Origin of the sequence: Streptomyces sp. SS7 (genome assembly GCF_037993025.1) — a bacterium.
Taxonomy (GTDB): Bacteria; Actinomycetota; Actinomycetes; order Streptomycetales; family Streptomycetaceae; genus Streptomyces.
This window is the reverse complement of the sequence record NZ_CP141223.1, coordinates 285,825-300,012: the sequence shown is the minus strand read 5'-3', so window position 1 is coordinate 300,012 and position 14,188 is coordinate 285,825. Positions and strand designations below refer to the sequence as shown.

At 70.4% G+C, this 14,188-nt stretch carries 8 protein-coding genes and 5 pseudogenes; 6 read left to right on the top strand and 7 right to left on the bottom strand.

Going from position 1 to position 14,188, the window contains the following annotated elements; genetic code table 11:
* Window positions 1-2: 2 nt before the first annotated feature.
* The 3 genes and pseudogenes from U5640_RS01405 to U5640_RS01395 form a co-directional block, all read right to left on the bottom strand.
* Window positions 3-458 carry an Lrp/AsnC family transcriptional regulator gene (locus tag U5640_RS01405; RefSeq protein WP_340373957.1) on the bottom strand — a complete coding sequence of 152 codons (456 nt, stop codon included), beginning with the start codon at window positions 456-458 and terminating at the stop codon, window positions 3-5.
* Between the two features lie 82 nt (window positions 459-540).
* Window positions 541-1,440 carry an amidohydrolase family protein gene (locus U5640_RS01400; protein ID WP_340373956.1) on the bottom strand — a complete coding sequence of 300 codons (900 nt, stop codon included), beginning with the start codon at window positions 1,438-1,440 and terminating at the stop codon, window positions 541-543.
* Window positions 1,441-1,561: 121 nt separating this feature from the next.
* Window positions 1,562-1,729, bottom strand: a pseudogene (locus tag U5640_RS01395) (IS1380 family transposase); the annotation flags it as partial.
* A 582-nt stretch (window positions 1,730-2,311) separates the two neighbouring features.
* Between U5640_RS01395 and U5640_RS01390 the strand changes: the two are divergent.
* The gene (locus U5640_RS01390; protein WP_340373955.1) at window positions 2,312-2,746 is read left to right on the top strand and encodes a GAF domain-containing protein; all 435 of its coding nucleotides are present in this window, start codon (window positions 2,312-2,314) and stop codon (window positions 2,744-2,746) included.
* Between the two features lie 305 nt (window positions 2,747-3,051).
* On the top strand, window positions 3,052-4,353 hold the full coding sequence (locus U5640_RS01385; protein ID WP_340373954.1) for a prenyltransferase/squalene oxidase repeat-containing protein: 1,302 nt from the start codon (window positions 3,052-3,054) through the stop codon (window positions 4,351-4,353).
* A gap of 161 nt (window positions 4,354-4,514) precedes the next feature.
* Here U5640_RS01385 and U5640_RS01380 read toward each other — a convergent pair.
* A pseudogene (locus tag U5640_RS01380) lies at window positions 4,515-5,579 on the bottom strand (IS1380 family transposase); the annotation flags it as partial.
* Between the two features lie 299 nt (window positions 5,580-5,878).
* On the opposite strand from U5640_RS01380, the gene U5640_RS01375 reads away from it, so the two are divergent.
* Complete coding sequence (locus U5640_RS01375; RefSeq protein ID WP_340373953.1) at window positions 5,879-6,844, top strand: D-alanyl-D-alanine carboxypeptidase family protein; 966 nt, start codon at window positions 5,879-5,881, stop codon at window positions 6,842-6,844.
* 49 nt (window positions 6,845-6,893) lie between these two features.
* Here the strand turns inward: U5640_RS01375 and U5640_RS01370 are convergent, their stop codons facing one another.
* The gene (locus tag U5640_RS01370) at window positions 6,894-7,394 is read right to left on the bottom strand and encodes a PaaI family thioesterase (RefSeq protein ID WP_340373952.1); all 501 of its coding nucleotides are present in this window, start codon (window positions 7,392-7,394) and stop codon (window positions 6,894-6,896) included.
* 93 nt (window positions 7,395-7,487) lie between these two features.
* Between U5640_RS01370 and U5640_RS01365 the strand changes: the two genes are divergently transcribed.
* Window positions 7,488-7,955 carry a helix-turn-helix domain-containing protein gene (locus U5640_RS01365; protein ID WP_340373951.1) on the top strand — a complete coding sequence of 156 codons (468 nt, stop codon included), beginning with the start codon at window positions 7,488-7,490 and terminating at the stop codon, window positions 7,953-7,955.
* A gap of 645 nt (window positions 7,956-8,600) precedes the next feature.
* A complete protein-coding gene (locus tag U5640_RS01360) occupies window positions 8,601-11,579 on the top strand; it encodes a glycoside hydrolase family 2 TIM barrel-domain containing protein (RefSeq protein ID WP_340373950.1) in 2,979 nt (992 codons plus the stop codon).
* A gap of 69 nt (window positions 11,580-11,648) precedes the next feature.
* On the opposite strand, the pseudogene U5640_RS01355 reads toward U5640_RS01360, so the two are convergent.
* Window positions 11,649-12,008 (bottom strand): annotated as a pseudogene (locus U5640_RS01355) (hypothetical protein); the annotation flags it as partial.
* Window positions 12,009-12,013: 5 nt separating this feature from the next.
* Between U5640_RS01355 and U5640_RS01350 the strand changes: the two are divergent.
* A pseudogene (locus tag U5640_RS01350) lies at window positions 12,014-13,032 on the top strand (HAMP domain-containing sensor histidine kinase); the annotation flags it as partial.
* A 131-nt stretch (window positions 13,033-13,163) separates the two neighbouring features.
* Here U5640_RS01350 and U5640_RS01345 read toward each other — a convergent pair.
* Window positions 13,164-14,142 (bottom strand): annotated as a pseudogene (locus U5640_RS01345) (NAD-dependent epimerase/dehydratase family protein).
* Window positions 14,143-14,188: the final 46 nt, after the last annotated feature.

The following is a 14,188-nucleotide window of genomic DNA, read 5'->3' as shown; positions in this document are numbered from 1 at the left end:
TCTCAGTGGCCCACCTGGCGCCGGGGCAGCGGGGAGGAGTACACGACACTGGTCGTGACGGAGCCCAGGGTGCCGATGCGGCCGGTGGCCTCTTCCAGGTGGCGCATGGAGCGTGCCGCGACCTTGAGGACGAAACAGTCGTCGCCGGTCACGTGGTGGGCCTCCAGGATCTCCGGCATCGCCTCGACCAGGTCGTGGAAGGGCTTGTAGTTGCCGTTCGGGTAGCGCAGCCGTACGAACGCCAGGATCGTCAGGCCGACCTTCTCCGGGTCCACGACCGCCGCGTACCCGCTGATGATCCCCGCCTCCTCCAGCCGGCGCACCCGCTCGGTGACGGCGCTGGGCGACATGGAGACGGCCCGCGCCAGATCGGCGAAGCTGGCCCGGCCGTCGCGCTGGAGGACGTCGAGGATGCGCCAGTCGACGGCGTCGGGGGTGAACGGGGAAAACGCGGTCATGGCGGAGAAGTAGCACGCAATCCCCGGTCGGAGCAAGCAAACGCCGCGGGCCCGCCGGGCGGTCGCGGCGGGAGGGCCGCGCTCACTCCAGCCCGAACAGGCGCGCCCCGTTGTCGTGGCAGACGGCCCGCAGCCACGCGTCGCCGAGCCCCAGGCGTTCCAGTGCCTCCAGCTGGTGGACGTACGGATAGGGGATGTTGGGGAAGTCGCTGCCGAGGAGGACACGGTCGGCGAGATCGGTGAGCCGGGCCAGGGCGTCCTGGGGGAACGGGGCGAAGCGGTCCCCGAAGTCGGTGAAGGCCATCGTGGTGTCCAGCCTGACCTCCGGGTACCGCTCGGCGAGGCTCAGGAAGTCCTCGTACTCGGGCATCCCCATGTGCGCGACGACCAGCCGGAGTCGGGGATGCCGGGCGAGGACCCGCTCCACCCGCTCGGGCCCGGTGTACTTGCCCGGCGCGGGCCCCGAACCGCAGTGGATCACGATGGGGACGCCGGCCTCGGCGAGCAGTCCCCAGGCGGGGTCGAGGAGGTCGTCCGCCGGGTCGTACGCCCCCACCTGGACGTGGGCCTTGAAGACGCGTGCGCCCGACTCGACCGCCTCCCTGACGTACGACTCGACGCCCGGCTCGGGGAAGAGGGTCGAGGTGTGCAGGCAGCCGGGCGTGCGGCGGGCGAAGTCGGCGGCCCAGCCGTTCAGCCAACGCGCCATCTCGCCCTTGTGCGGATAGACCATCGACGTGAAGGCGCGGACGCGGAAGTCCCGGAGCACGGCGAGGCGTTCGGCCTCCTCGGCGCGGTAGGTGATGGGCCACTCGACACCCCCGGTCAGCGGGCCGAGCGCGTCGAAGTAGTCCCAGACCTTGCGCAGCACGTTCTCGGGCATGAAGTGGACGTGCACGTCCACGAGTCCCGGCAGCCCGAGCCGCTCCTGGAACCGCCGTACCGCGACCGCCTCGCTCGCCCAGTCGTGTGCGTCCGTCATGCGTCCCTCTCGGAGTCGTGGCAGTCGTGGGGGCCGTCGTCGGTGGGGTCGCGTGTGCGCCGGGGAGTCCGTCGGCCGGCTCGCGCACCGCCGCGTCGAGCAGCGGGCCGCGTTCCCGTTCCCGGGACACGGTCAGGGCCCGTGGCCCGAACACGTCCGGCTCGGCCCGCAGCATGCCGATGTCGGTCAGGCAGTCGCCGCCGAGGGCGACCGCGAGCGCCACATCCAGCACTTGATGACCGCTGTCCTCAACGCGGACACGCGGGTACGACCCGATACGCTTGTTCACCTGAGAAGTGCTTCTTCCCACGGCGCGATCTGGACCCTCGACAAGTCCTGTCGTTCCAGTTCAGGAGCACTTCTCGCGTTTGTGATCAAGCCTTGGACAGACCCCCTCACGACGACGCGGGCATCGGCCACGAGGTCGAGTGACGCAGCGCACGAGCTGCTGGAAGATCTCCGGCGCCGGATCGCGTCCCGCAGGGCCACGCCGTACAGGGACAGGCCGCCTCCCGGGTCACGGGTGGACAGATATATGGGCATGGCTCAAAATCATTCTTTTGGCGTAATTTAGATCTCAGGATTCTCGCATGCCCTTCAGGCGGGGCGGCCACGTGGGGTGAATCGTGCGGAAATGGCCGATATAAGATCTGGAAACTTCAAGGAACCCCTGGAACTGCGGCTTTACTTGTGCAACTCTGAATTCCGTTCTGGAGCTTGTGGCTGCGGCTGACGGTGACGCGGTCGAGCCGCTCACTCGCCGAACGGGTCAAACAAGCCGGACAAGCCATTGGGGAACCGGCCCACTCAACGAGTTCCTGAACCGATCGCCGGCATATGCCCTTCCAGGCACAGGGAGAAGGAGGCCACCATGATCACAGATGAAACTGAGGTGGAGAGTTGGCTCCGGGAATTCATCGGAACGTACGACGGCGTGGCTGGCTCTGTCCATGTGCGCCAAGGCGAAGGCGTTGCGCTGGCTGCCGCCGTCAACCTGCCGCCGAAGGTACGGGAGGTTACGGCGTTTGTGCCTCGGGGCAAGGGCATGGCGGGGCTGGCCCTGGAGCGGGGGGTGGCGGTGCAGTCCTGCAATATCCAGACGGATGACAGCGGTGTTGTCCGACCGGGGGCGCGGGCGGTGAATGCTCAGGCCGCCGTGGCGCTACCGGTACGCGACGAGAACGGAGACGTCGTGGCCATCGTCGGTATCGCATTCGCGGGCGAACGCACAGAGTTCCTGGGTGCGGAATTGCAATGGATGGAAAAGCGCGCCCGAGCACTTCTTGACAGGGTCCAAGACATCTGAGCGACGGTGGACGGGGCGGTAGAGCCTCGCCAAATTCGGCTCGTCACCTAGTACGGCCCGAGCGGGGATGCTCTACACGGTTTGGGTGAAAAAGTCGAGATCTGGTTCAGGGTCCGCCCGGCAAGCCATGCGGCGACGCGGCGCCTTCACCGCCGTCACCCGTCTCGCCAGCGCGATCAACAACTACGTCACCGCTTGGAACACCGGCGCGAAACCGTTCGCCTGGACCGCTGAGTTCACACCGAGGTCCGCCAACCTCACCGACAACGACAAGACAAAGGAATCGATTAGTGACACTAGATGGGGTGAATTCAGTGGGTTCCGCGTCAATCCTGGAGATGAGGAAAAGGGCTGGCGACTGGCTGCTGAGGCATCAAGGCTCATCCGGAGCGTGGGGGTTGCGCCTTAAAGCCGGCGGGCCGGATCCGAGCGTTTTCGTCACCGCGTTGTCCGGATTGGCACTATTGAACATTGATCGGGCGGCCACCGAACGGGCCGCCGAGTGGCTGGCGGGCGAGCAGCTGGAGGATGGGGCATTCGGTGAGGGAGTCGGCCGACGCCTGTACCGTCCTGCGGCCACCGGTATGGGGACGCGGCTACTGTGCGCCGTAGACAGGGAGCGATACGCCGCCCAGATCGCCAAGGCGGTCGATTACTTGAGGGGGTGCCAGGAGAAGGAGGGAATGCACCGCGGTGGTTTCGGTGCGGGGAGAACAGGGGTGTTCGGTACCCCTAGCCACCCGAACCGAGAAGTCACCATGGGCGGACCCTCGATAACCGATACCATGTTTGCTGCGACGGCTCTGCGGTACGCGGAGGTCGCACCCAGCGACCCCCTCTGGAGGGAGATGGTGGACTACGTCCATTGCTGTCACAACACTCCCTTGATCAACAATCGTCCAGATGTCCAGGAGTTTCTCGCCGACAACAGGTTCTGCCTTTCCGGCGATGGAGGAATGCTTCTAACCCTGGACCGCTTCCGGCGGCGGCCCGAGGCGCGGGAAGCGGTGGGTCAGAACCTGACCCCAATCATATCCACCGGACTCGCCACCCTGCAGGGAATGTTTATCTATCTCGGGGCGGGAATATCCCATTCGTCACCGGAGGTGACGGTCACTCTCGACTGGATCCGTCAATACTACACCGTCAGCGAACACGCGCGATACGCCGACGCACTCAACTTTGATTTTGACCAGTCACCGCGCTGGCCTGAGGGGCATCCCGGCTTGACGGTCACCGATGATCCCGAGACGCAGGGTTCTAGCGTGCCCGCGACCCGACTAAAGTCCTCCAGAGGTTTTCATTTCGTCGATCGCGGCGATACGGTGGAAATCGTTCCCGACCGACATGGCGACCCGAGTCAGGCGGGCCTGTACCTATACCTGTGGCTCATGGCGGAATGCCTACATGAATTGGAGATCAAGACGCTGCTCACCGCCGACGGCCGCGAGCATTCCTGGGCCGACGAGATGGCTTCCCACTTGCGCTCACTGCAACGTCCCGACGGATCCTGGAGTAACAGCAACCCCCAGTTCATGGACAATGAACCCGCCCTCGGTACCTCGCTCGTTCTCAACACTCTCAATGTTCTGGTGTCTCGTTTTTGAGGTTACCCTCGATCGTTCATGAGTCCTCGGTGGTGTGCTGGCGGGGACTCTGTGTTTGTGAGGTGCAGTCTTTTTGTGGCTGGGGCGGGGTGGCCGCCCGAGTGTCGCGTCGGGTGGGCGCCGGGTTCCACGTTCCCGGTGTAGTGGTGCAGGTCGTTGGGGCGGTCGGTGTTCACGAGTTGGACGGCGGCGGAGAACAGGCGCAGGCGGAGCTCCTGGGTTCCCAGCGGCGGGTGTCGCCGGTGAGAGCGAGCATCGGCATCCAGGCGAGGAGGTCGAGTGCGAGGGAGATGATCTCCAGCGAGATCTGGTTCTGTGCGGTGTCGTGCAGGGGGAGGCTGCGCAGGCCGGTGTCGCGGGCGTTTCGGATCCGGTCCTCGCAGCGGGCCCGGCGGCGGTGGCGCAGTTCGAGGTCGGCGAGCTGGCCGCCCGTGGTGTTGGTCGCGAGGCAGGTCAGCCGCATGCTGTCGGCATCTGTGATTCTCAACTGGGTGCCGGGGTGCGGGCGTTCCTTGCGGACGATCAGCTTCATGCCCTTCGGTCAGCCGTCGAGCATGCCGCCGGTGAGTTCGGCGGCCCAGGCCCCGTCGCGGACCTCCCCGTCGGGCTCGACGGCGGGCGTCCATGCCGCGAGCGGCACCTTGAGTACGGCCTGGTGAATGGTGTCGGTGATGGTCATGCCGACCGAATACGACAGTCACCGTCCGTGTTTCGCGAGCCAGGCCCACGAACTCGTGGGTGCCGCCCGCGGAGTCGGTGCGGATCAGCGTCTGGCGCCCGCGCCGGTGGGACTTGGGCAGCTGTGCCAGGGTCAGTTGGGTGGTCGTGATGTGATCGGCGGCGGTGTTGCTCCCCGCATTTCCGGGCCTGAGCAGACCGGCCACCGGTTCGCCGGACCCGCCCGTGCCATGGTCGACGAAGGCCATGAGCGGGTGGTGGCCGAAGGTCTTCTTCCGGGTCGCAGCTGTGTCTTCCTTGTCGGAGTGTGCGATAACCAGGACGCCGTCCAGGTCCACGGTCGCAGAACCGGTCGCATCCGGCGCCGTCTGCCCTGCCAAGACTGTCGGGTCCGGGGCCGCCGGCCCGAACACGTCCGGCTCGGCCCGCAGCATGCCGATGTCGGTCAGGCAGTCGCCGCCGAGGGCGACCGCGAGCGCCACATCCAGCACTTGATGACCGCTGTCCTCAACGCGGACACGCGGGTACGACCCGATACGCTTGTTCACCTGAGAAGTGCTTCTTCCCACGGCGCGATCTGGACCCTCGACAAGTCCTGTCGTTCCAGTTCAGGAGCACTTCTCTGTTTGTGATCAAGCCTCGGACAGACCCCCTCACGAAAGCCCAAGGCCAGGACGACCGTCATGGCGTGCGGCCTTCATGGCCGGGCCGTCGCGCCAACCAGCCCGCGCCGCAAGGAGGTTGACGGCATCCGGACTCGGATCCTCCGCTCGTATCCCTTAGAGTGCCCACAGTTCGGGGCGGGCAGGTCAAGGGTGCGTCCGCGGGGAGTCGGGAGAGGGCAACCATGCAGGACTCGCACGACCATCAGGTCCCGGGGCGCCACAGAAGGCCCAGCCGCCGGAGGTTCCTGCTGCTGGCCACGGCCGGCGCCGGTGCCGTCGGCACGGCCGGGCTCGGCTGGTCGGCCTTCGGTGACGAGACGCCGCCGCCCCGGGTGTACTCCTCCCCGCAGGACATCGACGACCGCCGGAGCGCCGTCGCCGCCGTACTGGGCGCCGCGGATCCGGCGGCGGTCGCGGCCTGGATCACCGGCACCGGCACCGCTCCGGGCGCCCTCCCCGCGGAGCTGGACGCCCAGGTCAACGCCCTGGCGGACGCCGCCGCGGCCGGCACGGGCACCGATCGTTCCGCCGTTGTCGTCTCCCGGGTGCGGACCGCGGCCACCCAGCGGGCCATCTGGGACCGTAAGTACGACTTCCTGCGCACCGGTTCGGGCGGCGCCGGAACCTTCGGCGTCATCACCGACGCGACACGCGCGGCGTACCCCGCCGAACTGGGCACGGACCCGCAGTGGGACCCCGACAAGGAGTCCCACCGCACGGTCTGGGCGTCCCTGACCCCGGACGAGCGCCAGATCGAGATACTCCGCACCTCGACCGCGCCGGGTGTCTCCCGCCACCACCTCGGCTCCGACGCCGACTTCTTCGACACCACACCCCAGAACTGGACGGACGGCGGTCCGCAGGCCGCCCGCTACGCCTGGCTGCGCGCGAACGCCTCCCGCCACGGCTTCCTCCAGACGTACACGGCCGCGTCGGCCCAGGACACCCCGGCGATCAGCCAGGAACGCTGGCACTGGTCGTACGCCCCCGTCGCGGAGGCGGTCCTGGACTTCGTCCGGGCCGACGAGGCCCTCATCACCGGTGCGCTGGACGGGCTGTGGAGCTACGACCCCGCGCGGTTCACCTACATCAGGGCGAACTGGCGCAACTACATGTTCCACGTCAACGAGCAGGCGTACTTCGGCTGAGCCCGGGTTCGATCGGTCGCACCCGAGCCCTCCACCAGAGTCCTGGTGCTCACCCTTGAGGGGAAGGAACCGGGAAGAGCAGGCAGCTACTGGTGGCGTGGGCGAGCAGACGGTCTTTCGCGTCGACCAACTGCGCTTCGGCGAGGGCGGTTCGGCGGCCCCTGTTGACGACCGTGCCGACGGCGCGCACCGTGCCCGTCTCCGCGGTGATCCGCCGCAGGAACTTCACCGTCAGGTCGAGTGAGGTGTACGCCATGCCCTGCGGGAGAGTCGTCTGGACGGCGCATCCCGCGGCGGAGTCGAGCAGCGTGGCGAAGACGCCGCCGTGCACGCTGCCGATCGGGTTGTAGTGCTCCTCGCCCGGCGTCAGGGAGAACACGACCCTGCCGGGCTCCACCTCGTCCAGGCGGAAGTCGATGGCGGAGCCGATGGGTGCCCCCGGCAGCCGCCCCGCCTGCAGCTCGCGCAGGAAGTCGATGCCGGCCATGCGTGCGGCGGCTTCCGCCGAGACCGCGGGATCCTCCCACTGGTACGTCCGTGTGCGTCCCACCACCGAGCGCCTTCCCCTCTGACTTTTGCAAGTGAAGCTAGCTGCCCGTTCACCTGACTGTCAATGACGAAGTCAGGCGCCTACGATGGCGGGATGGAGTGGCTTGAGGCGAGCACGGAGAACTGTCCCGTCCAGCGCACGCTCGACGTGGTCGGAGAGAAATGGACGTTGCTGATCCTGCGGGACGCCGTCAACGGAGTCCGCCGCTTCGACGACTTCCACCGCCACATCGGCCTGTCGGAGGCCGTCCTCAGTGACCGACTGAGGAAGCTGATCGCGGCCGGCATCCTGCAGACCGTCCCCTACCGGGAGCCGGGCAGCCGCTCCCGCAACGAGTACCGCCTGACCCGCAAGGGCTGGGACCTGTGGCCCGTCCTGATGGCGCTGCGGCAGTGGGGCGAGGCATACGCCCTCGGCTCCGAGAGTCCTGTGCTGGACGTCCGCCACACCGACTGCGACGCTCCGGTCCGCGTCGTCGTCGAGTGCTCCGAGGGGCACTCCTCGCTCCGTCCCGAGCACGTCACGGCCCGGCTGGGACCCGGTGCACGGCCGCGATCGTGACGCGGTGCTCGACGGCGACGCGTCCTGCTTGGCCCGCGTCCGGGGCGGCCACCGGCTTGCCTTGCCGGCCGCGGTCGCGGTTCCGGGCGCCTCGTGCACGACCGTCGCCGCGACCGCACGGCAGGCGCGTCGTCACGTTCGGGTCCTGCTCACTGGCCCAGGTGCCGGCGCAGTGATTCCGAATCGGGCCCCGGAGCCGTCCGAGGGCGAGCCCGTGATGGCCCACTGAGCCTCGCGGGGAACCGCTTCGTCGGCGGTTCCCGCGCCTGGTCGTCCCGTACCAGGGGAGTGGTCAGTTGACCCGGACGATCTTCGGAGCTTGCAGTAGCCGGTGCCGTTGGCGGACCCGTTGTGCTGCAGGCGCAGCACCCGCGGGTACAGCGATCCGGAGTTCCCGCAGGGTCGATTCCGCGGACGGCGGCGGATCCCTTGGCCGACGGCTGGTCGGCCTCGGGTCGCGCAGGTGGGGAGGAGGGGCCTTCTGTCGGACGGGCTTGACAGCGACTCCCCGGAGCGTCCAGTCTTCCCCGCAGTCGCTGGTCGGATTTGTTCGTTCGTGTTGAGTCGGAGTCGTGCAGACGACTGCTTCCCCTGCGCCAGGGCACCGCCGCCCTGAAACCACCCCGTCCGAAAGGCACAGCCACCTTGCCCTCCCCGCTCTCCTCGTACGTGTCGGACACCGCACCGTGGCGGGGCGCCCTGCGTCCGGCCCGCTCCTGGCTGCACTCCGACGCCCCCTCCCGGTCGCTGAACGGCTCCTGGCGGTTCCGTCTGTCGCCCACGGCGGCGGTCGCCGAGGAGTTCGCCTCCGAGGACTTCGACGACCGGGGCTGGGACAGCATCCCGGTGCCCGCGCACTGGGTGCTGGAAGGCGACGGTGCCTACGGCCGGCCGATCTACACGAACGTCCAGTACCCGTTCCCCCTCGACCCGCCGCACGTCCCCGACGAGAACCCCACCGGCGACTACCGCCGCCACTTCGACCTGCCCGGGGACTGGCCGGACGCCGAGCGGGTCCTGCTGCGGTTCGACGGGGTGGAGTCGCTGTTCAGGGTCTGGGTGAACGGCGTCGAGATCGGCAGCGCCAGCGGCAGCAGACTGGCCCACGAGTTCGACGTGACGTCCGCCGTGCGACCGGGCGACAACGTCGTCGCCGTACGGGTGCACCAGTGGTCGGCCGCCAGCTACCTGGAGGACCAGGACCAGTGGTGGCTGCCGGGCATCTTCCGGGACGTCACCCTGCTCGCCCGGCCGGCCGGGGGCGTCGAGGACGTCTGGCTGCGCACCGGATACGACCACGGAAACGGCCGTGTCGACCCGGAGATCACCGCCGACGCGGCCGCGTTCCCCGTCACCCTGCGCATCCCCGAACTCGGCGTCGAGCGGGTCTGGGCCACCCCCGCCGACGTGGCGCCCCTCGACATCGCGGACGTGGAGCCGTGGTCGGCCGAGCGGCCCCGCCTGTACGACGTCACCGTGTCCTCGGCCGCGGAGAGCATCGCCCTGCGGGTGGGCTTCCGCACGGTGGAGATCCGCGGCGACCGGTTCCTGGTCAACGGCCGCCGCGTCGTCTTCCACGGGATGAACCGGCACGAGGCCCACCCCGAGCGCGGCCGCGTATTTGACGAGGGGCACGCGCGGGAGGACCTGGCCCGCATGAAGCGGTTCAATGTCAACGCCATCCGCACCAGCCACTACCCCCCGCACCCCCGGCTGCTCGACCTCGCCGACGAACTCGGCTTCTGGGTCGTCCTCGAATGCGACCTGGAGACCCACGGCTTCGAGAAGGCCGACTGGGCCGGTAACCCGAGCGACGATCCGGCCTGGCGCGCGGCCTACCTGGACCGTGTCCGGCGCACCGTCGAGCGGGACAAGAACCATCCCGCCGTCGTGATCTGGTCTCTCGGCAACGAGGCCGGCACCGGCGCCAACCTCGCCGCCATGTCGGCCTGGGTGCACGCCCGCGACCCCGAGCGTCCCGTGCACTACGAAGGCGACTACACCGGCGAGTACACGGACGTCTACTCCCGTATGTACCCCACGGTCCTGGAGACCGAGCAGATCGGCACGGACGGCTCCCGGGCGCCGCTGCTCGGCTGCACGCCGGCCCAGGGCGCCCGGCAGCGCACCAAGCCGTTCCTGCTCTGCGAGTACGCCCACGCGATGGGCAACGGGCCGGGTGCCCTCGACCAGTACGAGGAGTTGGTCGACCGGTTCCCGCGGCTGCACGGCGGCTTCGTCTGGGAGTGGCGCGACCACGGCATCCTGGCCGCGGCCCCGGACGGGACGCCGTACCACGCCTACGGCGGTGACTTCGGGGAGGTCGTGCACGACGGCAACTTCGTGATGGACGGCATGGTGCTCAGCGACGACGTGCCGATGCCGAGCCTGCACGAGTTCAAGGCGGTCACCCAGCCGATCCGCTTCGCCTTCGACGGCGACGCACTCGTGATCACGAACCTGCGGCACTCGGCCGACACGTCCGACCTGCGCTTCGGCTGGCGCGTCGAGCACGACGGACACCTCGTGGACTCGGGGGAGTGGGATGCCCCGGTCCTCGCGGCGGGCGAGTCGGGGCGGGTGCCGTTGCCGCCGGTCGCGGTGGCCACGGACGGCGAGACCTGGCTGACGGTCGAGGCGGTGCTGGCGGCGGCGACCGCCTGGGCCCCGCGGGGGCATGAGGTCGCCACCGCCCAACTCGACCGCTCGGTACGGCGGCCCGTACCCGCCGTCCGGCCCCGGCACGACTGGCGGTCCGGCGAGGGAACGCTCACGCTCGGCATCGCCGAGTTCACCGGCGGCTCCCTCACCCGCCTCGCCGGGCGCCCCGTGACCGGCCCCCGCCTGGAGCTGTTCCGTGCCCCCACCGACAACGACGAGAGCCGGGCCGACCGGCTGGAGGGCAGCGACGACAGCGTCCTCGGGGTGTCCAGCGCCGACACCTGGCGCCAGGACGGTCTGGACCGGCTGATGACGCGGCGCCTCGGCGTCGAGCAGGCCGCGGACGCCCTGCGCACCGTCGACCGGGTCTCCGCCGCGGACTCCGCCCTGTCGGTGACCGTGGAGTCCGTCTGGTCGATCGAGGACGGCGCACTCGAACTGCGCGTGGAGATAGAGCCCTCGCGCGGCTGGCGGTCGGTGTGGCCGCGGATCGGGGTCCACTTCGCACTGCCCGACGGGACGGCACCCGTCGACGGCGCGGACTGGTTCGGCCTGGGACCGCGGGAGTCCTACCCCGACAGTCTCCGCGCGGCGCGCACCGGCCGCTTCTCCGCCGCGGTCCGCGACCTCGCGGTCGCCTACGCGCGCCCCCAGGAGACCGGCCACCGCTCCCGATTGCGCCGCCTCACGCTGACCAGCGGCGGCACCGGGGTACTGCGGCTCGAGGCCCTCCCCGACACCCGCGGTCGGCGCCCCGGCTTCACCCTCGGCCGCCACACCCCGCAGCAGATCGCCCGGGCCGCACACCCCTTCGAGCTTCCGGAGTCGACCACGAGTCACCTGATCATCGACGCGGCCCAGCACGGACTCGGCTCGCGCTCCTGCGGGCCGGACGTGTGGCCGGAGTTCGCGCTGCGCCCCGAGGCCCGCACCATCAGGCTGCGCATCACACCGGGCGCCTGAACCACAGAGCCCGCCGGCGGCCGTCCCGCCGGCGGCAGCCGGCCCGAGGGCGGCGGCCACGCCCAGGTGTCACCAGCCGGTCCACAGCAGATGGTTGAGCAGGAGCGCCAGCACGGCCTGGGCGGTGAGCCAGGCACGGGGACGAGGAAGGAACGCACAGGAGGGCAGGAGCCACATCGCGAAGGGGAGCCAGATGCGTTCCGTCTCCGCCTTGCTCATACCGGAGAGGTCGGCGACCAGCAGGGAGAGCAGGGCGGCGGCCACGAGGAGCGCGAGGCGGACGCCGTCGCGGTCGGCAGGGTGCCGCCGCAGCAGGACGGCCCCCGAGCGCAGCAGTCCCGCCGCCGTCGCCAGCCCCGTGATCAGGACCGTGCAGGCCGGATCGGCCCACACCCAGTACGCGTACGGCCGTACGCCACCCGCGCCCTGCCGGGCGCTCGCTGACCGCCTCGCTCGCCGTGGTCGCGGCGGTCGGGTCGTCGCGATGCTCGCGGGCACGCTCGCCGTCGCCTGGGCGATGTTCCTCTCCCCGCACGACCTGACCGTGGTGACCACGGTCGTCGCCATGGCCGCCGTGGTCTCCCTCGCCACCGCGCTGCTGCTCGGGCGCCGGGTCGTCGCCCGCAGCCGCGAACTCGCCGTGGCGGCACGCTCGTTCGGCGACGGCGGGGACTTCTCCGCTCCCGTCGGCCCGACGACCGCCGAACTGGACGCTCTCAGCCGCGAGTTGGCGGCCACCAGCGCGCGGCTCGCCGAGTCCCGGGAGCGGGAACGCACCCTGGAGACCTCCCGGCGTGAACTCGTCGCCTGGATCTCGCACGACCTGCGCACCCCGCTGGCCGGTCTGCGCGCCATGTCGGAGGCCCTGGAGGACGGTGTCGCCGTCGATCCCGGCCGCTACCTCAAGCAGATGCGCACCGAGGTCGAACGCCTCGACGGCATGGTCGGCGACCTCTTCGAGCTCTCCCGGATCCACGCCGGCACCCTGCCGCTCACGCCCACCCGTATGTCGTCGTACGACCTCGTCGGCGACGCGCTCGCGGGAGCGGACCCGCTCGCCCGGGAGTACGGCGTACGGCTGGTCGGAGGCCGCATCGAACCGGTGCCGGTGGAGGTGGACGGCAAGGAGATGAGCCGGGTGCTGGGCAACCTGCTGGTCAACGCGGTCCGCCGGACCCCGGCCGACGGCACGGTTGCGGTCGCCGCGGAGCGTTCCCCGGGCGGTGTGGTGCTGTCCGTGACGGACGGCTGCGGCGGTATCCCCGAGGCGGACCTGCCCCGCGTCTTCGACACCGGCTGGCGCGGCACGCACGCCCGGACGCCCCCGGCCGGTGCGGGCCTGGGCCTCGCCATCGTCCGGGGGATCGTGGAGGCGCACCAGGGCCGGGCCACGGTGCGCAACATCCCCGGGGGCTGCCGCTTCGAGGTGGTGCTGCCCGCCGCAGCTTCATGAACGCGGGCAGCACCACCGGCCCCTAGGAAAGTCCCGCACGGCACCCACGGCACCCACGGCACACGGCGCCCGGCACGCCGAGAGCACGCACCGGACACCGCGGGCACCGCACAGGACTTTCGAAACACCCCCTACGCCCCCCGCATCCCGGCCCGTGCGAACTCCGCCATGCCGTCCTCGAACCCGACCTCCGGCTTCCATCCGAGCTCGGCCCGCAGCCGTGAGGAGTCCGCGGTGATGTGCCGTACGTCCCCGAGCCGGTACTCACCGGTGACGACCGGGTCGGGCCCGCCGCACGCGGCGGCCAGCGCCCGGGCCATCTCCCCGACGGTGTGCGGCTCGCCGCTGCCGGTGTTGTACGCGGTCAGCGCCCCCGGCGCGGACCCTGCCTCCAGCGCGACGGCGTTGGCCGCCGCGACGTCCCGCACGTGGACGAAGTCGCGCCGCTGCCGCCCGTCCTCGAAGAGCCGGGGAGCCTCGCCGCGGGCGAGAGCGGAGCGGAAGAAGGAGGCCACACCGGCGTACGGGGTGTCGCGGGGCATCCGGGGCCCGTACACGTTGTGGTAGCGCAGCGACACCGCCGACCCGCCCGTCGACCGGGCCCAGGCGGCGGCCAGGTGCTCCTGGGCGAGCTTGGTCGCGGCGTGCACGTTGCGCGGATCGGTCGGGGCGGCCTCGCCGACCCGGCCGGGGGAGAGGTCGTCCCCGCACAGCGGGCAGGTGGGCTCGAACCGGGCGGCGTCGAGGTCGGCGACGGCCCGGGGTCCGGGACGGACGAGCCCGTGCCTGCGGCACTCGTACCGTCCCTCGCCAGGACGAGGCGGCCCACGCCGGCCCCGGCCATGGTGGCGAGCAGGACGGCCGTGCCCAGGTCGTTGCGCGAGACGTACTCCGCCGCGTCGGCGACCCCGTCCCCGAGCCCGACCATCGCCGCCTGGTGGACACCGCGTCGACCCCGACCAGGGCCCGGGCCACGGCGGCGGGGGCGCGCACGTCGGCGGCCGGGTCCTCCCGGACGTCGAACACGACGGGTTCGTGTCCCCGCTCCCGCAGCGCGTCCACGACATGGCACCCGATGAACCCGGCACCGCCGGTGACCAGTACTCGCATACGGCCACGCTAGGACCGCCCGCCCGCGACGGGGCGTGACCCGCCG

Excerpts from the sequence above, each read along its gene's own strand:
- U5640_RS01400 (WP_340373956.1), bottom strand. The coding sequence starts at position 1,440 with ATGACGGACGCACACGACTGGGCGAGCGAGGCGGTCGCGGTACGGCGG.
- U5640_RS01375 (WP_340373953.1), top strand. The coding sequence starts at position 5,879 with ATGCAGGACTCGCACGACCATCAGGTCCCGGGGCGCCACAGAAGGCCC.
- U5640_RS01405 (WP_340373957.1), bottom strand. The coding sequence starts at position 458 with ATGACCGCGTTTTCCCCGTTCACCCCCGACGCCGTCGACTGGCGCATC.
- U5640_RS01365 (WP_340373951.1), top strand. The coding sequence starts at position 7,488 with ATGGAGTGGCTTGAGGCGAGCACGGAGAACTGTCCCGTCCAGCGCACG.
- U5640_RS01390 (WP_340373955.1), top strand. The coding sequence starts at position 2,312 with ATGATCACAGATGAAACTGAGGTGGAGAGTTGGCTCCGGGAATTCATC.